The sequence below is a fragment of the Micromonospora rifamycinica genome (assembly GCF_900090265.1).
Taxonomy (GTDB): Bacteria; Actinomycetota; Actinomycetes; order Mycobacteriales; family Micromonosporaceae; genus Micromonospora; species Micromonospora rifamycinica.
Genome location: NZ_LT607752.1, coordinates 2,623,004 through 2,642,983 on the forward strand (window position 1 = coordinate 2,623,004; position 19,980 = coordinate 2,642,983).

Consider the following 19,980-nt stretch of genomic DNA (forward strand, 5'->3'; position numbering starts at 1 on the left):
TCACATGTACGCACCGACCGCGCGCACCACCGCCAGCCGCAGCCGGGACCGGATGAGCTACGACCGGGACGCCGCCCACGCGGTGCTCGACGAGGCGTACCACTGCGTGCTGGGGTTCGTGGTCGACGGTGCGCCCCGCCTGCTGCCGACCCTGCACGTCCGCGTCGACGACGTGCTCTACCTGCACGGGTCCACCGGCAGCCGGCCGCTGCTCGCCGCCCGGGGTGACGCCGGCCTGCCGGTCTGCGTGTCGGTGACCCTGCTCGACGGGCTGGTCTACGCCCGCTCGCAGTTCCACCACAGCGCCAACTACCGCTCTGTCGTCGTGCACGGCACCGCCCACCTGGTCACCGGCGACGACGACAAGCGTGCGGCACTCACCGCGCTGGTGGAGAAGGTCGGGGCCGGGCGGGCCGCCGACAGCCGGCCGCCGTCCCGGCGGGAGCTGGCCGAGACGGCCGTCCTGGCCCTGCCCCTGCGCGAGGTGTCGGTGCGGTCCCGCACCGGCGGGGTCGGCGACGAGCCGGCCGACCTCGAGCTGCCGCACTGGGCCGGGGTGGTGCCGCTGCGGCTGACCGCCGGGGCACCCGAGCCGGCCGACGGGGTGGTCGCACCGGTCCCGCCCTACCTGCCCGTCCCCGGCCCGGTGGCGTGAGCCGGGTGGAGGCGCACGGCCCGCCCCACCCGGCAGGGGGCCGGGGGCCGATCGAGGCGTACGGGCCGGCCCGGTGACCCGCCGGACGGCGGCTCCCGGCCGGGACACCGGGCCGCCCGCGACCACCGGGGAGTGGTCGAACACACAGCCCAGGCTGCGGAATCGGTTTCGCTTTCCGGCGTCGCCGGGCGAGTATGACGGGCGTGCTGGGCATCACCGACATCTGGACGTACCTGTTGGGCACCGTGGCGATCGTCCTGTTGCCGGGGCCCAACTCCCTCTTCGTGCTCTCCACCGCCGCCAAGCGGGGCGTCGCGGTCGGCTACCGGGCGGCCGCCGGGGTGTTCCTCGGCGACTCGGTGCTGATGATCCTCTCTGCCGCCGGGGTGGCCTCGCTGCTCAGGGCGTACCCGCCGCTCTTCCTCGTGATCCGGTACGCGGGCGCGGCCTACCTGGGATACGTCGGGTTGACCATGCTGCGCGCGGCCTGGCGGCGCTGGCGTGTGCGGCACGACCCGGCCGCACCGCGGTTGATCGACGCGGCCGAACCGGCGGCGCTGCGCAGCCCGTTCCGCAAGGCGCTGGTGATCAGCCTGCTCAACCCGAAGGCGATCCTCTTCTTCATCTCGTTCTTCATCCAGTTCGTCGACCCGGGCTACGCCTGGCCGGCGCTGTCGTTCCTGCTGCTCGGGTTGATCGCCCAGGTGACCAGCGTGCTCTACCTGACCGCGTTGATCTTCGCGGGCACCTTCCTGGCCACCCAGTTCCGGCAGCGGCAGCGGCTCGCCGCGGGAGCCACCACCGGTATCGCGGTACTCTTCCTGGGCTTCGGCGTCAAGCTCGCCACCGCGTCGATCTGACCGGCCACCCCGCAGGTCAGGTGCCGTCGCCACCGCCGACACCGCCGCCGCCACCGGTGCCGCCCAACCCGTAGCCGGGCCGCACCGGTTCGTCGGGCCGGCGGCTGACATGGGCCGACTCGGTGATCCGGGCCGACCAGTGCGCGTCCGAGGCCGCCGCCGCGTGCCGGTCGATCGCCGCGCGCAACCAGCCGTCGACCACGGACACCCAGTCCCGTCGCCCGTCGTCGGTGTGCCAGATCCGGAACCGGCTGATGCTCTGGTGGCTGATCCCGGTCAGTGAGAGACGCCGGTCCAGCCAGAGCAGCGCCTCCAGGCCGGCGGAATTGGTCACGAAGATCAGCTCCAGCTCGGTGATCGGGCCGGCGTACAGCGGGCCGACCCAGTAGCCGAGGCGCTGGTGCACCGGCAGGCTCTGCGCGACCCCCGGCAGCCGGCTGGACACCAGGCCCGCCTGCCGCAGCACGAACCCGAGCGTGTCCAGCGCCGCCAGCACCTGCTGCTGGGTGGGGAGCGGATGCACGAAGATCGGCACCAGCGGCCCCTGTTCCAGCTCCGGGTCCACCGACACCTCGGTACGCAGCGCGGTGCGCAGGCTCATCAACGGCACCCCGCCGAAGATCGTCACCGGGGTCTCCCACGGCAGCGGCACCGCGAAGTCGATGGCCCGCCGTCGCCCGGCCGGTACGACGAACCGGCCCCCCACCGGCACCTGGTGGTACTGCACGAGCCGGCGGGGCGCACGCGGGTCCTCCGGTTCGGCGGTGGCCACCAGACCGAGGCGCACGTGCCGGATCGGCACGTCCTGCGACCCGGCGCTGAGCATCACCCGCCCCGGCAGCCGCAGGCCCGGCCGGGTGCTCGGATTGGTCAGCGTGGTGCTCACCGACAGTCCGGTCGCCCCGGACTCCCGGGACACGCCGGTCAACCGCATCGCCGCCACCTCCCCCGCGCTCCCCCTCACCGCCCCGGCTCGACCCGACCTGACCCGAGCCGCCCCGCCCTGAGCCGACCCGCCCCGCCCTGAGCCGACAGCAGATGGCCCCTGAGACCGGCCCGGCAGGTGGCGGTTTCCCCCTGACCGGCCGGGCACTCCTCGACCACCCCGCCGGGAAAGCCCCCGACCCGGCCCGGGAACTGGCCCGGGCCGGGTCGAGGTTCGTTGATCGGCTCTGTCGGCCGATGTAGCGGTGTCCACCACACCTCGATACCGCTACATCGGCTCAGCTGTGTTGATCTTCCGCAGGTCCACCGGCAGCTGCGGTGTCAGCGCAGGCGGCGGCCCCGGGGGATCGGGTCGGTCTCGTCGTCGAACTCCCCGATGACCTCTTCGAGGAGGTCCTCCAGGGCCACGAAACCGATCGGCCGGGTCGGGCCGCCACCGTTGCGGACCAACGCCAGCTGGGCCTGGTCGGCCCGCATCGCGGCGACCGCCTCGGTGACCGAGGAGGTGGCCGGCAGGGTGAACGACCGGGTCATCAGCTCGGCGGCGGTGGCCGTCCGGCCGGTGGTGACCGCCCGGACCGCCTCCCGTACGTGCACCAGCCCGCACACCTCGCCGCCACCGTCCAGGACGGCGAGCCGGGACCGGCCGCTGTCCCGGCTGACCTGTTCGATCCGTTCGGCGGTGTCGTCCCGGCGGACCGTGACGATCCGGTCGAAGGGCTCCATCACCTGGGCCACGGTGGTCTCCTGCAACTCCAGCATGCTGGTCAGCATCTGGTGCTGCTCGGCACCGAGCAGGCCGTGCTCGCGGGACTGCTCCAGCAGGATGCGCAGCTCGTCCGGGCCGTGGACCTGGGCGAGCTGGTCCTGCTGCTGCACCCCGACCAGCCGCAGCATCGCGTTGGCCAGGGCGTTGAGCAGGGACAGCACCGGCCGGGCGACCCGGGCGAAGGCCCGGAACGGCAGCGCCAGCAGCGTCGCCGAGCGCTCGGCGTCGGTGATCGCCCACGACTTGGGGGCCATCTCGCCGACCACCAGGTGCAGGAACGTCACCAGCCCCAACGCGAAGATCAACGCGACGACGTGACTGGCCGCCTCGGGCAGACCGACGGTGTGCAGCAGCGGGCTGATCAGGTGCTCGATCGCCGGTTCGGCCAGCGCGCCCAGACCCAGCGTGCACAGGGTGATGCCGAGCTGCGCCCCGGCCAGCATCAGGGACAGCTCGCGTACCCCGTCCAGCGCGGCGCGGGCGGCCCGGCTGCCCGAGGCGGCGGTCTGTTCCAACCGGTAACGCTTGGCCGCCACCAGGGCGAACTCGGCGGCCACGAAGAAGCCGTTGAAGGCGAGCAGCAGCACTGACACGAGCAGTGCGACGACGGGGCTCACGACCGGTCCTCCCCGCTGCGGGCAGTGCTCAGATCCGTGCCTGCGCCCTGGTCACCGGCGATGGTGAGGCGGACGGAGTCGGCCACGTGCCGGTCCACCGCAAGCACCTCGACCAGCGCCTTCGGCCGCTCCACCGGTTCCTCGCCGTCGGCCGCCAGGGTGATCTCCAGCCGGTCCCCCACCTGGGGCACCCGGCCCAGCTCCCGCATGACCAGCCCGGAGAGGGTGTCGTACTCGGGGGCCTCGGGCAGCGAGATGCCGGTGCTGTCGGCCACCTCGTCGATCCGCCAGCGGGCCGGCACCACCCAGGAGCCGTCGTCCTGGCGGGCCGGGGCGCGCTCGGGCGGGTCGTCCTCGTCGCGGATCGGCCCGACCAGCTCCTCGGCGATGTCCTCCAGCGTGATCACACCGGCGAAGCCGCCGTACTCGTCGACCACGCAGGCGAGCTGCCGGTGCCCGGACCGCAGCCGGTCCAGCACCGTGGGCAGCGGCAACGTCTCGGGCACCAGCAGCGGCGGCACGGCCACCGCGCTGACCGGGGTGGTGGCCCGCTCCGCCGGGGGGACGCCGAGCACGTCGGCGATGCCGATCACGCCGACCAGGTCGTCGACGCCGTCGGCACCGCGTACCGGGAACCGGGAGTGGCCGGTGTCGAGCAGCTCGACCACCCGGCTGACCGGCTCGTGCGACCGGACGGTGTCCACGTCGACCCGGGGGACCATGGCCTCCCCGGCGGTCAGCCCCCGGAAGTCGAGACCCCGGTCGAGCAGGTCGGACATCTCGGCGTCGAGGTGCCCCTCCTCCCGGGACTCGGCGATGATCTGCTCCAGGTCGGCGGGGGTGGCGCCGCTGGGCAGCTCCTCGATCGGCTCGATGCCGACCCGGCGCAACAGCCGGACGGCGGCCCGGTCGAAGAGCGTGATCAGCGGCCCGGCGATCTTCAGGTAGATCAGGGTGGACCGGCTCAGCGCCCGGGCCAGCGCCTCGGGCCGGGCGATGGCCAGGTTCTTCGGGGCCAGCTCACCCAGGACCATCTGCACCACGGTGGCGATGATCAGGGCCAGTGCCACCGACAACGGCAGGCTGACGCCGGTGCCGACGCCGGCCCCGCCGAGCAGCTCGGCCAGCCCGGCTCCCAGGTAGGGCTCGGCGGCGTAGCCGACCAGCAGGGCGGTCACCGTGATGCCGAGCTGCGCTCCGGAGAGCATGAACGACAGCCGGCCGGTGACCTGCAGGGCGCGGGCCGCCTTGGCGTCGCCGTCGTCGGCGAGCTGCTTGAGCTTGCCCCGGTCGACGGCGACGTAGCCGAACTCCTGGGCCACGAAGTAGCCGGTGGCGGCGGTGAGGACGATGATGAGTGCGAGGCCGACGACGATCAACACGGGTCGCTCAGGGCTCCCGTGGACGTCGGGGCGGGGGATCGCCGGGCACGACCCGGCTGGCTACTGCTGCCCTCCTGGGCAGAGGAGTCGATCATTCCGCCATGATATCCGCGCTGACTGCGAGCCCGCTGAGGGTGGGCCTAATGTGCCCGCCCGTCACCGCCGGCCCTGGGGTCCGGGTTCGGCCAGCTCGTCGACGTCGAGCAGGCCGCGGTCGACCCGGCCCGACCGGTAGGCGGCCCGGCCGATCATCTGGGCGGCCACCGGCGCGGTGGCCAGCTGGAAGACCCCGACCAGGACGATCATGCCCAGGTCGGCGGCGGTACGCAGCCGCAGCGCCAGCCCGACCAGCAACAGCAGCACCCCCAGCACCTGGGGTTTCGTGGCGGCGTGCATCCGGTCCAGCACGTCCGGGAAGCGCAGCACGCCGATCCCGGCGGCGAGGCTGAGCAGCGCCCCGCAGACCAGGGCGACGGCGGCCAGCCAGTCGAGTGCCGTACCCACGCTCACGACTCCTCCCGGGCGGCGAAGCGGACCAGGGCGACGGAGCCGACGAAGCCGAGCAGGGAGAGCACCACCAGCACCGGCAGGGTGGTGGCGTGCCGGTTGACCGCCGCCTCCGCGCCGACCGCGCCGAGCATGGTGGCGAGCAGCAGGTCGGCGGCGATGACCCGGTCCAGCAGCGACGGACCCCGGTAGATCCGGGCCAGGGCCAGCAGGGCGGTGACCGACAGCAGGACGGTCAGGACGACGGCGAGGACGACGGTCACGGTGCCTCCGTGGGTGCGGTGCTGAGGTGGCGCAGTTCGGCGTCGGAGCCGACGGCCCGGACGATCCGTTCCTCGACGGCCAGGACCCGGTCCCGGCTGTCGGTCAGGTCGGCCGGGGACCGTACGTCGAGCACGTGGACGTAGAGGACGCCCGCGTCCCGGTCCACCTCGACGATCAGGGTGCCCGGCACCAGGGAGAGCAGCTCGGCGGTGAGCGCCAGGTTGAGGTCGGTGCGGACCCGCAGGGTCACCCCGATGATCGCCCCGCGCGGGCGGAAACCGGGACGTACCGCGATGGCGGCGACGTGGATGCTGGCGCTGACCAGTTCGACGACGAAGACACCGGCGAGGGTCAGCAGCGCCCGGGGGCGCAGCCGGCCGCCGAAGGAGACCGGCGGGAGGGGGAAGAACAGCAGCACCGCCCCGCCGACGAGCAGGCCGGTGAGGACGTTGGCCGGGGAGAAGTGCCCCCACAGCAGGTTCCAGACCACGACCAGCCAGCCGAGGGCGATGAGCTGGTCGCGGCGGCGTCCGCTGCGCGGCGGCGACGAGCCGGTCACGGCGGCCCACCGGGCAGGACGGCCCGCACGTACGGGGTACGCAGCCGTAGGTCGGCGGCGGCGTCGGCGGTGACCTGGAACAGCGGGCCGGCGACGACGGTGAGGCCCAGCCCCAGCACCACCAGGGCGGTGGTCGCGCCGACCATCAGCCGGGGCAGCCGGGACACCGGGTCGTCGGTGGCCAGCTGGGGTGCCCGCCAGAACGCGATGTTCCACACCCGGGAGGCGGCGTAGAGGGTGAGCAGGCTGGTCACCGTGCCGGCGACGACCACCGCCCAGGGCAGCGGTCCGCCGTGCGCCACCCCGGCCTGGAGCAGGCCCACCTTGCCGAGGAAGCCGGAGAACGGCGGAATGCCGGCCAGGTTCATCGCGGGGACGAAGAAGAGCACCGCCAGCAGCGGGGCGACCCGGGCCAGCCCGCCGAGCCGGCGCAGGTCGGTGCTGCCGGCCCGCTCCTCGACCAGGCCGGCGACCAGGAACAGGGTGGTCTGGACGGTGATGTGGTGCACCACGTAGAAGATCGCCCCGGAGAGCGCGGCGGTGGTGCTCAGCGCCACCCCGAAGATCATGTAGCCGATGTGGCTGACCAGGGTGAACGAGAACAACCGCTTCAGGTCCGACTGGGCCACCGCGCCCAGCACCCCGACCATCATGGTCAGCCCGGCCCCGACCATCAGCAGGTTGCCCACCTCGGCGCCGGGGAAGAGCAGCGTCTCGGTCCGGATGATCGCGTAGACGCCGACCTTGGTGAGCAGGCCGGCGAAGACGGCGGTGACCGGTGCCGGGGCGGTCGGGTAGCTGTCCGGCAGCCAGGCGGAGAGCGGGAACAGCGCCGCCTTGATGCCGAAGGCGAGCAGCAGCATCAACTGCAACGCCAGCCGTACGCCGTCGGGCAGCGCGTCGAGCCGGCCGGCGAGCTGCGCCATGTTGAGGGTGCCGGTGGCCGCGTACACCAGTCCCACCGCAGCCAGGAAGATCATCGAGGAGAGGATGCTCACCACCACGTACGTGGAGCCGGTGCGGATCCGGGCCTCGGTGCCGCCCAGGGTGATCAGCACGAAGCTCGCCGCGAGCAGGATCTCGAACCCGACGAAGAGGTTGAACAGGTCACCGGCGAGGAACGCGTTGCAGATCCCGGCGGTCAGCACCAGGTAGGTGGGGTGGAAGATGCTCACCGGCGCGGACTCGCTGGTCTCGGCCCGGCCCTGGCCGATCGAGTAGAGCAGCACGCAGAGGGTCACCGCCGAGGAGACCACCAGCATCAGCGCGGCGAGTTGGTCGGCCACCAGCACGATGCCCACCGGCGCGGGCCAGCCCCCCGCCTCGGACACCACCGGCCCCTCCCGGTGGGCGCGGACCAGCAGCAGCGCCGCGACGACCAGGTTGGTGCCGAGCGCGACCACGCTGACGGTGCGCTGCACCCGGGGCCGGTTGACCAGGATCAGGGTGAGCGCGGCACCGAGCAGCGGCACCACCACCGGCAGCGGGACGAGCCGGCTCACCGGGCACCGTCCGACCGGCGACCGGGCCGCTGCGCCGGCTCCGGGGACACCTGTTCCGGGTCGTCGCCCGGCCCCTCGCCGCCGAGGTCGGCGTTGGCCACCTCGTTGCGGGCCGCGAGGGCGACGATCTGCTGGTCCTCCACGTCGTCCTGGACCTCGTCGTTGCCGCTGAGATACCAGCTCCGGTACGCCACGGCGGCGAGGAACGCGGTCAGCCCGAAGGTGATCACGATGGCGGTGAGCACCATCGCCTGGGGCAGCGCGTCGCTCATCTCGCCGTCCGGGCCGGTGCCGACCACCGGCGCCCCGCCCGCCCGGCCACCCACCAGGATGAGCAGGTTCACCCCGTTGCCGAGCAGGATGACACCGAGCAGGATCCGGGTGAGGCTGCGCTCCAGCAGCAGGGTCACCCCGGTGGCGGTGAGCACGCCCACGGCGACCACCAGCACCAGTGTGGGTCCCGCGCCGCCGCCCCTCACCGCCGGTCCCCCTCATGGTCGACGACGAGCCCCCGGTCGGCCTTGCCGGCCGCCTCGGCGTGCCGGTCTATCTCCGCCCCGAGGCTGCGCAGGATGTCCAGCATCAGCCCCACCACGATCAGGTAGACCCCGATGTCGAAGAAGAGCGACGTCACCAGGTACGGCCCGCCGAGGCCGGGCAGCGGCAGGTCCACCTTGGTGCTCTCCAGCACCGTTCCGGTGGCCAGCAGGCTGAGCACCCCGCCGCCGACGCAGATCGCCAGACCCGCGCCGAGCACCGTGCCCGCCCCGACCGGGGCCGCCTCGGCCAGCTCGTAACGGCCGCCGGCCAGGTAGCGCACGGCCAGCGCCAGGCTCGCCACCAGGCCACCGGCGAAGCCGCCGCCGGGGGCGTTGTGGCCGGAGAAGAGCAGGAACAGGGAGAAGAGCACGATGGTGTGGAACAGCAGCCGGGTCACCACCTCGAAGACGATGGAGCGCCGCCGCTCGTGCAGCGTCGTGCCGCCGCGCAACCAGACCGGCCGGTCGTCGCGCCGGGGCGAGGAGGGTTCGACCCGGCGCGGTCGCGGCCCGGTGCGGGACCGCTCGAAGATCAGGCTGGCCACCCCGGTGGCCGCCACCACCAGCACGGCGACCTCCCCCATGGTGTCCCAGGCCCGGATGTCCACCAGGGTCACGTTGACCACGTTGCGTCCGTACCCCTGCGCGACGGCCAGCGCCGGGAAGTCGGTGGAGATGGACACGGCGGTACGGGCCCCGGCGGCGATCAGCGCCAGCCCGGCCAGCACCACCCCCACCGCGGAGCCGAGCAGCCGGCGGGCCCACCGGCTGCGGCGCAACGGCCGGGCGGAGAACCGCTCCGGCAGTCGCCGCAGCACCAGGACGAAGACGGCGATGGTGGCGGTCTCCACCAGGAACTGGGTCAGCGCCAGGTCGGGTGCGCCGTAGAGCACGAACAGCATCGCGGTGCCGTACCCGGTCACCCCGACCAGCAGCATCGCGGTCAGTCGCCGCCGGGCGTTGACCGCGAAGACGGCCGCCACCCCGACGATCACGCCGACCACCAGTTGCAGCGGGCTGTCCCAGACCGCGATCCGGGTCCGCCACGGGCTCGTGCTGACCAGTGCGGTCCCCGGCACCAGCACCAGGGCCAGCAGGACGGTGCCGAGGTAGAGCGGCAGCGAGCCGCGCTGGGTGGCACCGGTGACCTCGATGGCCAGCCGGTCGAACCGGTGGGTGGCCCACTCGTACCCCCGGTTGCCGGTGAACGGCAGCCGCCACCGGGCCAGCGTCGGTGCGAGCGGGCCGCGCACCGCGTGCAGCAGGAACCCGCCGGCCACCGCCAGCGCGGAGAGGCCGAGGGCCGGGGTGAACCCGTGCCAGAGGGCGAGTTCGTCGTCCGGTGGGCCGAAGAGTGCCGCGTACGGGGCGAGCAGGCCGCCCAGCCCGGCGGCGGCCGGACCGGCGACCAGCCCGACCAGGGCGAGCAGGGCCGGCGGGGCGAGCATGGGTAGCGGGATCGGGTCCGGCGCGGTGACCGGTACGTCCGGCCGGGTGGCGAAGGCGCCCCAGAGGAACCGGATGCTGTAGGCGACGGTGAGCACCGTGCCCAGGACCAGGCCGGCGAGCACCACCGGCCGGTCGGCGGTGGCGGCGAAGACCGCTTCCTTGGCGACGAAGCCGAACAGTGGCGGCAGGCCCGCCATCGAGGCGGCGGCGAGCGCGGCGACCACCGCCAGCACCGGTGCCCGACGCCCGAGACCGGAGAGTTCCCGCAGGTCGCGGGTGCCCACCTCGTGGTCGATGATGCCGATCACGAGGAACAACGCCGCCTTGAACAGGGCGTGGGCGAGCAGCATCGCCACCCCGGCGAGCGCGGCGTCCGCACTGCCCGTGCCGATGACCACGGTGAGCAGGCCGAGCTGGCTGACCGTGCCGTAGGCCAGCAGCAGCTTCAGGTCGCACTGGCGCAGCGCCGCCCAGCCGCCGACGAGCATGGTGACCAGGCCGAGGGTGAGCAGCACGGGACGCCACGGCCCGACGTCGGCGAGGGTCGGGGCGAGCAGGCCGATCAGGTAGACGCCGGCCTTCACCATCGCCGCCGCGTGCAGGTAGGCGCTGACCGGGGTGGGCGCGGCCATCGCCACCGGCAGCCAGCCGTTGAACGGCACGACCGCCGACTTGGCGAGCGCGCCGGTCAGGACCAGCAGCACCGCGGCGACCAGCGTCCCGCCACCGGGCAGCGGCGCGGCGGCGATCTCCGACCAGCGGTACGTGCCGGCGTGCCCGCCGAGGATCAGGAAGCCGAGCAGCATGGCCAGCCCGCCCATGGTGGTGACGGTCAGTGCCTGGGCCGCCGCCCAGCGGCTGGCGCGTCGTTCGGTGCTGTGGCCGATGAGCAGGTAGGAGAAGACGGTGGTGAGTTCCCAGAAGACGTAGAGCAGCAGCAGGTCGTCGGCGAGGACGAGGCCGAGCATCGCCCCGGCGAACGCGACCAGCACCGCGACGAACCGGGGCAGCCCCACCGAGTCGGCCGCGAAGTACCGGCCGCAGTAGACCAGGACCACCGCGCCGATCCCGCCGACCAGCAGGGTCATCAGCCAGGACAGCGTCGTCATCCGCAGCGCCACGTCGAGGTGGAGCTGACCGATCCAGCGGTACGTCTCGACGACCGCGCCGCCGTCGCGGACGGTCGGGGTGCGGGCCAGCGCCCAGCCGCACGCGGCGGCGGGCACCAGCGCGAGCGGGTAGCAGGCGCGGGCGCCCCACCAGCGGACCAGCAGCGGCGCGAGCAGCGCCGCCACCAGGTGGAGGAGCAGCAGTACGAGCACGCGTCCTCCCGTCGAACTGGCGGCGCGCACCGGGCGAGATGTCCCGGCCAGCACCGATCACACGCCAGTTCCGCCCGCTATGGGGCGTTTTCGGGAAATCGTCCGGTCAGCCGGCCGGGGCGTCGCCCCCGGTGAGCACGGGAGTCAGCTCCCGGGCCGGTTCGACCAGCAGGTCGGGGCGGCCGAGCTGGCGGGCGACCTTGTCGACCACCCGCTGGGCCACCCTGAGCGAGCGCACCGGCAGCAGCGTGCCGCGGCTCTCCCGGCGGAGCACGAAGTAGTGCACGGCGACCCGCACCTGACCCCGGTCGGCGGCGCTGGACTGGGCGGTGGAGGCGACCAGCTCCCGCAGGCTGCCGGCGAGGCGCTCGGCCAGCTCCAGCTCGGGGCCGCGCAGACTGGTCCGCAGGGCGGCGAGGTGGCTTTCGACCTTGCGGATGAGCACGTCGGTGCCGGGCGTGGGGCCACGTTCCTCGACGAACATCCGATTCCTTTCGCCCGTTGCTACGTTCCGAGTGAAGTTACTTTATGTCGCCGCACACAAGCAAGCAGTTAAGTAAGACTTAACGTACCAAAAAGGCAATCAGCCTTTAATTACTTTATACGGACAGATCACACGACGCTTCGGAGGAATGTCGGCCGGTGGGGGCAGGATGGACGGGTGACGGGGCGACGGGGCACGGCGGGCGCGGAGGCGGTCCCGCCCGGCTTCGGCCCGGCCACCCGGGCCTGGTTCAGCGCCGCCTTCGCCGCACCCACCGCCGCCCAGCTCGGCGCCTGGCAGTCGGTGGCCGCCGGCCGCAACGCCCTGGTGGTGGCACCCACCGGCTCGGGCAAGACCCTCGCGGCGTTCCTCTGGTCGCTCGACCGGCTGGCCGGCACGCCGCCCCCGGCCGACCTCCGGCGACGCTGCCGGGTGCTCTACGTCAGCCCGCTCAAGGCGCTCGCGGTCGACGTCGAGCGCAATCTCCGCACCCCGCTCGCCGGTATCCGGCAGGCGGCCACCCGGCTCGGGACGCCCCCTGCGGACATCACCGTCGGAATGCGTACCGGCGACACGCCGGCCGACGAGCGCCGGGCCTTCGCCCGCACCCCACCGGACATCCTCATCACCACCCCGGAGTCGCTGTTCCTGCTACTCACCTCCGCGGCCCGGGATTCGCTGCGCGGCGTCGAGACGGTCATCCTCGACGAGGTGCACGCCGTCGCGGGCACCAAGCGGGGCGCGCACCTGGCGCTGTCCCTGGAACGCCTCGACGCGCTGCTGGAACGGCCCGCCCAGCGGATCGGCCTGTCCGCGACGGTCCGGCCGGTCGACGCCTGCGCCCGGTTCCTCGGCGGGGCCCACCCGGTCGACGTGGTGCAGCCGGCCACCCCCAAGACGATCGAGGTCAGCGTCGAGGTCCCGGTGGAGGACATGACCCGGCTCGACGAGACCGAGCAGCCGCCCGAGGACGACCTGGGCGGCCCCGGGCCGCGCCGGGCGTCGATCTGGCCCGCCGTGGAGGAACGGGTCTTCGCCCTGGTCCGGGCGCACCGCTCCACCATCGTCTTCACCAACTCCCGACGCGGCGCCGAACGGCTCTGCGCCCGGCTCAACGAACTGGCCGCCGAGGACCTGGCCGCCGAGGACCCGGCCCCCGCCGCGCCACCGACCGGAGACGGGCCACCGACCGGGGACGGACCGCCGGCCGGAGACGGACCAATGAACGGAGACGCGCCACCGACCGGGGACGGACCGCCGGCCGGCCCGGGTGACGAGCCGGGCGGGGCGCGGCGGTGGGGCGGGCCGGTGGGTCCGCAGCGCACCCCCCGCCCCCCGGCCGAGGCGATGGCCCAGTCCGGCACGGCCTCCGGGGCCGCCCCGGTGATCGCCCGCGCCCACCACGGCAGCGTCTCCCGGGAGGAACGCAAACAGATCGAGGAGGCGCTCAAGTCCGGCCGGCTGCCCGCCGTGGTGGCCACCTCCAGCCTGGAGCTGGGCATCGACATGGGCGCGGTCGACCTGGTGGTGCAGATCGAGGCCCCGCCGAGCGTCGCCGCCGGCCTGCAACGGGTCGGCCGGGCCGGGCACCAGGTGGGCGCAGTGTCCCGGGGGGTGGTCTTCCCCAAGCACCGGGGCGACCTACTCTCCTGCACGGTGGTCGCGGAGCGGATGACCGTCGGCGCCATCGAGGAGCTGCACTACCCGCGCAACCCGTTGGACGTCCTCGCCCAGCAGGTCGTCGCCATGGTCGCCCTCGAACCGTGGTCGGTCGGCGACCTGGCGGGGCTGGTCCGCCGCGCCGCACCCTTCGCCGAACTGCCCGACTCGGCGTTGCACGCCGTGCTCGACATGCTCTCCGGCCGTTACCCGTCGACCGCCTTCGCCGAGCTGCGCCCCCGGGTGGTCTGGGACCGGACCACCGACGTGCTGACCGGCCGGCCGGGTGCCCAGCGGCTCGCCGTCACCAGCGGCGGCACCATCCCCGACCGGGGGTTGTTCGGGGTCTTCCTGGCCGGGGCGGAACGTGCCGCCCGGGTCGGCGAGCTGGACGAGGAGATGGTCTACGAGTCCCGGGTCGGCGACGTCTTCCTGCTCGGCTCGTCGTCCTGGCGGATCGAGGAGATCACCCCCGACCGGGTGCTCGTCTCCCCCGCCCCCGGCCAGGCCGCCCGGATGCCGTTCTGGAAGGGCGACCAGCCGGGCCGTCCGGTCGAGTTGGGCCGGGCCATCGGCGCCAGGATCCGGGCGTTGCTGCGCCTCGACGACGCCGCCGCCCTGGCCGCGTTGCGCACCGGTGGCCTGGACGACTGGGCGGCCGGCAACCTGATGGCGTACCTGCGGGAGCAGCAGGCAGCCACCCGCTCGCTGCCCGACGACCGGACGGTGCTGGTCGAGCGGTTCCGCGACGAGCTGGGCGACTGGCGGCTGGCCGTGCACAGCGTGCTCGGCGCCCGGGTCAACGGGCCGTGGGCGTTGGCGATCGGCCGCCGGCTGGCCGAACGCTACGGCGTGGACGCCCAGGTGATGCCCGCCGACGACGGGATCGTGGTGCGCCTGCCGGACACCGCCGACGAGCCGCCCGGCGCCGACGTGGTGGTCTTCGAGCCCGACGAGATCGCCCAGCTGGTCGAGGAGTCGGTGGGCACCTCCGCGCTCTTCGCCGCCCGGTTCCGCGAGTGCGCCGCCCGGTCGCTGCTGCTGCCCCGGCGTGACCCGCGCCGCCGGCAGCCGCTCTGGCAGCAACGCCAACGCGCCGCCCAGCTCCTCGACGTGGCCCGCGAGTACGCCGACTTCCCGGTCACCCTGGAGGCCGCCCGGGAGTGCCTGCAGGACGTCTTCGACCAGCCCGCCCTGGCCGGGTTGATGCGCGACCTGGCCAGCCGGAAGATCCGCCTGGTCGAGGTGGAGAGCGAGCGGCCCTCACCGTTCGCCCGGTCGCTGCTCTTCGGCTACGTCGGCGCGTTCCTCTACGAGGGGGACGCCCCGCTCGCCGAGCGGCGGGCCGCCGCGCTGGCGCTCGACTCGGCCCTGCTCGGCGAGTTGCTCGGCCGGGTGGACCTGCGCGAACTGCTCGACCCGGCGGTGCTCGCCGAGACCGAGCGGCAGGTGCGCTGGCGCACCGACCAGCGTCGCCCGCGCGACGCCGAGGACGTCGCCGAGCTGCTCCGGGTGGTCGGCGACCTGAGCGAGGCGGAGCTGGCCGAGCGGGGCGTACCGGTGGACTGGCCGGTGGAGCTGGCGGCGGCCCGCCGGGCGTTGCGGGTCCGGATCGCCGGCGAGGAACGCTGGGTGGGCATCGAGGACGCCGCCCGGCTGCGCGACGCGCTCGGGGTGGCGCTGCCGGTGGGGGTGGCCGAGGCGTACCTGACGCCGGTGGCCGACCCGCTCGGCGACCTGGTCGCCCGGTACGCCCGCACCCACGGGCCGTTCGCCGCCGCGAGCTGCGCCGCCCGCTTCGGGCTGGGGGTGTTCGTGGTGGAGCAGGCGCTGCGCCGGCTCGCCGCGACCGGGCGGGTGGTCTCCGGCGAGTTCACCCCGGACAGCGTGGGCACCCAGTGGTGCGACGCCGAGGTGCTGCGGCTGCTGCGCCGCCGGTCGCTCGCCGCGCTGCGCCGGGAGATCGAACCGGTGCCGCCCCGGGTGCTCGCCGGCTTCCTGCCCCGGTGGCAGCAGATCGGGTCGTCGGCGCGCGGGGTCGAGGCGGTGGCCGCCGCGGTCGAGCAGTTGCAGGGCACGGCGGTGCCGGCGTCGGCGTGGGAACGGCTGGTGCTCCCCGCCCGGGTCGCCGACTACTCCCCCGCCCAGCTCGACGAGCTGTGCGCCGGGGGCGAGGTGGTGTGGTGCGGCTCGGGGGCGATCTCCGGCGGCGACGGCTGGATCACCCTGGCGTACGCCGACGTCGCGCCGCTGCTGCTCCCCCCGCCGGACGACGCCTTCGCCGGCACCCCGCTGCACACCGCCGTGCTGGACGCGCTCGCCGACGGTCAGGCGCTGTTCTTCCGGCCGCTGGCCGACCGGGTGGGCTCGACCGACGATGCCGCCCTGACCGCGGTGATCTGGGATCTGGTCTGGGCCGGCCAGCTCACCAACGACACCCTGGCCCCGCTGCGGGCGGCGCTCGGCGCGGGCGGGGCGCACCGGTCCCGCCCGGCCGCCCCGCGCACCCGCTACCGCCGCCCGGGTCGGGTGGCGCTGCCCAGCCGGGGCGGCCCACCCACGGTGGCCGGGCGCTGGTCGCGGCTGCCGCAGCGGGACACCGACCCGACCCGGCGGGCCGCCGCCCTGGCCGACCTGCTGCTCGACCGGCACGGGGTGGTGACCCGGGGCGCGGTGCTGGCCGAGCAGGTGGTCGGCGGGTTCGCCGCCGTCTACCCGGTGCTCGCCGCGCTGGAGGAGCGCGGCGCGGCCCGGCGGGGCTACTTCGTGGAGGGGCTGGGGGCGGCGCAGTTCGCGGTGCCCGGTGCGGTGGACCGGCTGCGGGCGCTCGCCGAGCCGACCGACCGGGGCCGGGGCCACGGGCCGACCACGGTGCTCGCCGCCACCGACCCGGCCAACCCGTACGGCGCGGCGCTGCCCTGGCCGGAGCGGGCCGTCGACTCCGGTGACGGCACCGCACCGGGCAGCGGGCACCGGGCCGGGCGCAAGGCCGGGGCGGTGGTGGTGCTGGTCGGTGGCGACCTGGCGCTCTACGTCGAACGGGGTGGCCGGACGATCCTCTCGTTCACCGACGACGCCGACACGCTGGCCGTCGCCGGCAAGGCGCTCGCCGACGCGGTGCACTCCGGGGCACTGGGGGCGATGTCGGTGGAGCGGGCCGACGGCGAGGCGGTGCACTCGTCGCCGCTGCGCGACGCGCTCACCGCCGCCGGTTTCCGGGCCACCCCCCGTGGCCTGCGCCTACGCGGCTGACCGGGCCGGCCACCCCCGGGGATGACGGGTCGCCCGCACCGGTGCCGGCGGCCGGGGTCAGCCGAGCTTGGCCAGCACGTCGTTGTAGCGCTGCTGTTCGGCGGCGCTGGTCCGGGTGCCCAGGTAGTTGAGCACCACCGCGCCCGCCCGGTACGCCTTGGCCCCCCACAGGTCGGTCTGGTTGGTGGCGGCCGCCTCGTCGGGGAAGACGTAGACGGAGACCGCGTCGGTGACCATGAGTTGGGCGCAGCCGACACCCGTACCGTCGGGGCCGCAGTCCTTGGACCGGTCACGCGGGTCGGGCACCTTCAGCCCGGCGGCCTTGAACGCGTCGACCACCTTGCGGGCGGCGGGCGCGCTGGTCTCCTTGGTCGGCCGCACGAACGGCGGGGTGGAGGGGCTCTCCCGGGGGGTGGTGCCCGGCTTCGCGGTCTTCGGCGGGCCGTCCGCCGGGGCGGCCTCGCTGGTGGCCGGGGCCTTCGACCGGCCGTCGGCCCACGCCCCGCCGTCCCGCTCGTCGGCGGGGTCGTCGCCGCAGCCGGCCAGGGCCAGCGCGGCGAGGACGGCAGCGGTCGCGGACAGGATACGAAGGCGTTTCGTCACCCCGGCAGTCTGCCGAACCCGGTCCGTGGACGGCACCGGCCGGTCGGCCGATCGGGGTGTCCGGTCAGTGATAGTGCGCCCGCCGCACTAGCCTGCCGGCATGACCCCCACCCCCTGGATCTCGCTGACCACCGACTACGGGCTCACCGACGGCTTCGTGGCCGTCTGCCACGGGGTGATCGGCCGGATCGCCCCGGCGGCGCGGGTGCTCGACGTGACCCACCTGGTGCCGCCGGGGGACGTCCGCCGGGGCGCGGCGGTGCTCGCCCAGGCCGTGCCGCACCTGCCGTACGGGGTGCACGTGGCGGTGGTGGACCCGGGGGTCGGCACGGCGCGGCGGGCGGTGGCGCTGGTCACGCCGGGCGGGCTGCTGGTCGGGCCGGACAACGGGGTGCTGCCGGCGGCGGCGCGGGCGCTGGGCGGGATCACCTCGGCGGTGGAGCTGACCGCGCCGGGGTGGCTGGCGGCCGAGGTGTCGGACACCTTCCACGGCCGGGACGTCTTCGCCCCGGTGGCCGCCCGGCTGGCCCTGGGCGGGCGGCCGGCCGATGCCGGGCCGCAGGTCGACCCGGCGACCCTGGTGACCCTGCCCGCACCGGTGTCGCGCCGGGAGGCGGACGGGTTCACCGCCGAGGTGCTCACCGTGGACCACTTCGGCAACGTGCAGCTCGCCGCCGGGGCCGACCTGCTGACGTCGCTGCCCGACGTGGTGGAGGTCGCCGGCCGTCCGGCGGTACGGGGCCGGACGTTCGGTGACGCGCCGGCCGGTGAGCTGCTCGTGCTCGTCGACTCCGCCGGCCTGGTGGCGGTGGCCCGCAACGGCGGCCGGGCGGTGGACCTGCTCGGGGTCGCCCCCGGCGCCCTCGTCACGGTGCGGGGACGTATCAGGGGGTGAGCTGCGCTCCCTGCCGGACGTCCGGTGTGGAATGCTGCTGCGGTGGGTGAAGTGTGGGTTCCGGTGGGCTGTCCCTGTTGTGCGTCCCGGACGGGTGGGGGCACCTGTCCGGTCTGCTTCTGGACCGATGACGGCCAGGGCGACGCCGATGCCGACGTGGTGCGGGGCGGGGCGAACGGTGAGCTGAGCCTCACCCACGCCCGGCTGAACTTCGCCGTGTACGGCGCCAGCCACCCCCGCTACCAGGACATGGTCCGCCCGCCCCGCCCGGACGAGCGGCCCTGAGCCGAGCCGTCCCCCGACCGGCCGGGGTCGCCCCCGGGGTCGGGGGCGGTCCCGTGCGGCGACGGGCGGCCCGGTCAGCAGGGTGACACGGTGCCGCCGTACACGGCGGAGACGTACGCGTGGCTGACGTACTGGCCGCCGGCCAGCCGGTTCCACCGGTTGGTGGTCCGGTACGTCCCGGCGACCGTCTGCCCCTTGACGTAGCACTGGATCGGCACGTCGGCGTGTGTGGCGGCGAGCCCCCGGGTGGGGTACGAGGTGCCGGGGCCGGTGCGGATGTTGAGCGGCCCGGAGCCGACGACGCCGCGCGGGCCGCTGCCGGTCCACAGGTAGGTCACGTCGACCCAGGCGTTGTCGGTCAGCAGCAGGCCGTCCCAGAAGGTGCCGTCGGCGAGGTCGATGCCGGCCGGGTTGAGCACGGTGCGCCCGAACTGGTCCCTGCCGCCGTTGTAGCCGTACTGGTAGGCGGCCTGGGCCTCGGGCCGCCCCTGCGGCAGGTCCTTCCAGTTCTCCCGGACGGAGGCGGGGTTCCAGTAGTCGTCGCGGGTGTTCCACGGGCCGACGTCCCAGACCGGCGCGTACTCGCAGCGGCTGCCGCTGGTGGTGCAGACCCGGACGGTGTAGTCGCCGCTGTCGAGCGGGGAGAGCCCGCGCCGGGAGGGCAGGGCGACGAAGTGGTCCCGGGGTCGGATGGTGCGGCCGTTGGCGGTCACCCCGCCGACCTCGCCCTCCCGGGTGGCGAAGACCCGGTAGCTGCGGACCGCGGCGGGGGCGGGTGCCGCGACGGTGGCGGTGTCGGCGGTGAGCCGGACCGCGCGTACCGAGGCGGCGGCCTTCGGGTCGCGGGTGGTGAGCAGCACCCGGGTCTGGACCCGGGTGACCGGCCGGTCGAAGACGACCGGAGCGCCGCCGGCCTCCCGCCACTCCGTCCAGCCGGTGGCCCGCGCGCCCCGGACCTGCACCTGGGCGGTGGTGCCGGGGGGTGTCTCGGCGGTGAGGTCGGCGTGGATCCGGTTGGCCGGGCCGGCGAGGGTGCGTGCGGGGGCGAGCAGCGCCCCCTCGGCCACCGGCGCGGCCAGCGCGGCGGGCCGGGTCCGCCGGGTGGGTCGGGTGTCGGCCAGGCGCAGCAGGCCCGCACCGGTGCGGACGTTGACGTCGTCGCCACCGCCGACCGCGAGGTCGACCGACCACCGCTCACCGGCGGCCCACGGCCCGGCCCGGTCCAGCGCGGATCGGTCGAGCGCGACTCGGTCCAGCGCGGTCCGGTCCAGGGCGGGTCGGGAGAGGTCGGTGGTGGTGGGGGCGCGGGGTGCGGCGGCCACGGTGGTCGGGGTGAGCGCGCCGGCCAGGGTCACGGCCAGCAGACCGACCAGCAGGGACGACGGGGTACGACGGGGGCAAACTGCCATAATAGTCTCCTCAGAACTCCCCC

The 19,980-nt window shown here is 74.7% G+C and carries 16 protein-coding genes and 1 pseudogene; 5 read left to right on the plus strand and 12 right to left on the minus strand.

The window, feature by feature from the left end; translation table 11 throughout:
* Positions 1-4 precede the first annotated feature (4 nt).
* Together GA0070623_RS10575 and leuE are read left to right on the plus strand one after the other, a co-directional pair.
* Positions 5-631, plus strand: a pseudogene (locus GA0070623_RS10575) (pyridoxamine 5'-phosphate oxidase family protein); the annotation flags it as partial.
* Positions 632-849: 218 nt separating this feature from the next.
* A complete protein-coding gene (gene leuE, locus GA0070623_RS10580) occupies positions 850-1,515 on the plus strand; it encodes a leucine efflux protein LeuE (RefSeq protein ID WP_067315304.1) in 666 nt (221 codons plus the stop codon).
* A gap of 16 nt (positions 1,516-1,531) precedes the next feature.
* Here leuE and GA0070623_RS10585 read toward each other — a convergent pair whose 3' ends face one another.
* The 10 genes from GA0070623_RS10585 to GA0070623_RS10630 form a co-directional block, all read right to left on the minus strand.
* On the minus strand, positions 1,532-2,449 hold the full coding sequence (locus tag GA0070623_RS10585) for a sporulation protein (protein WP_067315308.1): 918 nt from the start codon (positions 2,447-2,449) through the stop codon (positions 1,532-1,534).
* A 332-nt stretch (positions 2,450-2,781) separates the two neighbouring features.
* The gene (locus tag GA0070623_RS10590; protein ID WP_067302749.1) at positions 2,782-3,846 is read right to left on the minus strand and encodes a hemolysin family protein; all 1,065 of its coding nucleotides are present in this window, start codon (positions 3,844-3,846) and stop codon (positions 2,782-2,784) included.
* A complete protein-coding gene (locus tag GA0070623_RS10595; protein WP_067302746.1) occupies positions 3,843-5,228 on the minus strand; it encodes a hemolysin family protein in 1,386 nt (461 codons plus the stop codon). Before GA0070623_RS10595 ends, GA0070623_RS10590 begins: the two co-directional genes overlap by 4 nt.
* Positions 5,229-5,384: 156 nt before the next feature.
* Positions 5,385-5,738: a monovalent cation/H(+) antiporter subunit G gene (mnhG, locus tag GA0070623_RS10600; protein WP_172898390.1), complete on the minus strand. Its 354-nt coding sequence runs from the start codon at positions 5,736-5,738 to the stop codon at positions 5,385-5,387.
* Complete coding sequence (locus tag GA0070623_RS10605) at positions 5,735-5,998, minus strand: monovalent cation/H+ antiporter complex subunit F (protein ID WP_067302741.1); 264 nt, start codon at positions 5,996-5,998, stop codon at positions 5,735-5,737. The genes mnhG and GA0070623_RS10605 overlap by 4 nt, the downstream gene beginning before the upstream one ends.
* Positions 5,995-6,558: a Na+/H+ antiporter subunit E gene (locus GA0070623_RS10610; RefSeq protein WP_067302738.1), complete on the minus strand. Its 564-nt coding sequence runs from the start codon at positions 6,556-6,558 to the stop codon at positions 5,995-5,997. Before GA0070623_RS10610 ends, GA0070623_RS10605 begins: the two co-directional genes overlap by 4 nt.
* Positions 6,555-8,060, minus strand: a complete 1,506-nt coding sequence (locus GA0070623_RS10615) for a Na+/H+ antiporter subunit D (RefSeq protein WP_067302735.1) — start codon at positions 8,058-8,060, stop codon at positions 6,555-6,557. The genes GA0070623_RS10610 and GA0070623_RS10615 overlap by 4 nt, the downstream gene beginning before the upstream one ends.
* Positions 8,057-8,509, minus strand: a complete 453-nt coding sequence (locus GA0070623_RS10620; protein ID WP_084261073.1) for a Na(+)/H(+) antiporter subunit C — start codon at positions 8,507-8,509, stop codon at positions 8,057-8,059. Before GA0070623_RS10620 ends, GA0070623_RS10615 begins: the two co-directional genes overlap by 4 nt.
* Before the next feature lie 26 nt (positions 8,510-8,535).
* Positions 8,536-11,370: a Na+/H+ antiporter subunit A gene (locus tag GA0070623_RS10625; RefSeq protein ID WP_067302729.1), complete on the minus strand. Its 2,835-nt coding sequence runs from the start codon at positions 11,368-11,370 to the stop codon at positions 8,536-8,538.
* 106 nt (positions 11,371-11,476) lie between these two features.
* Positions 11,477-11,854 (minus strand): hypothetical protein, encoded by a 378-nt coding sequence (locus GA0070623_RS10630; protein ID WP_067302725.1) that lies wholly within the window; start codon positions 11,852-11,854, stop codon positions 11,477-11,479.
* A 177-nt stretch (positions 11,855-12,031) separates the two neighbouring features.
* Here GA0070623_RS10630 and GA0070623_RS10635 point away from each other — a divergent pair, with 177 nt between their 5' ends.
* On the plus strand, positions 12,032-16,765 hold the full coding sequence (locus GA0070623_RS10635; RefSeq protein WP_067302722.1) for an Lhr family helicase: 4,734 nt from the start codon (positions 12,032-12,034) through the stop codon (positions 16,763-16,765).
* Positions 16,766-16,822: 57 nt separating this feature from the next.
* Here the strand turns inward: GA0070623_RS10635 and GA0070623_RS10640 are convergent, their stop codons facing one another.
* Complete coding sequence (locus GA0070623_RS10640; protein ID WP_067302720.1) at positions 16,823-17,368, minus strand: hypothetical protein; 546 nt, start codon at positions 17,366-17,368, stop codon at positions 16,823-16,825.
* A gap of 100 nt (positions 17,369-17,468) precedes the next feature.
* Here GA0070623_RS10640 and GA0070623_RS10645 point away from each other — a divergent pair, with 100 nt between their 5' ends.
* Together GA0070623_RS10645 and GA0070623_RS10650 are read left to right on the plus strand one after the other, a co-directional pair.
* Positions 17,469-18,263: an SAM hydrolase/SAM-dependent halogenase family protein gene (locus GA0070623_RS10645; protein ID WP_067302716.1), complete on the plus strand. Its 795-nt coding sequence runs from the start codon at positions 17,469-17,471 to the stop codon at positions 18,261-18,263.
* 42 nt (positions 18,264-18,305) lie between these two features.
* Positions 18,306-18,548, plus strand: coding sequence for a CPCC family cysteine-rich protein (locus GA0070623_RS10650; protein WP_084261072.1), 243 nt, complete (start codon positions 18,306-18,308; stop codon positions 18,546-18,548).
* A gap of 74 nt (positions 18,549-18,622) precedes the next feature.
* Here GA0070623_RS10650 and GA0070623_RS10655 read toward each other — a convergent pair whose 3' ends face one another.
* Positions 18,623-19,957, minus strand: coding sequence for a hypothetical protein (locus GA0070623_RS10655; protein ID WP_089004002.1), 1,335 nt, complete (start codon positions 19,955-19,957; stop codon positions 18,623-18,625).
* Between the last annotated feature and the right edge of the window lie 23 nt (positions 19,958-19,980).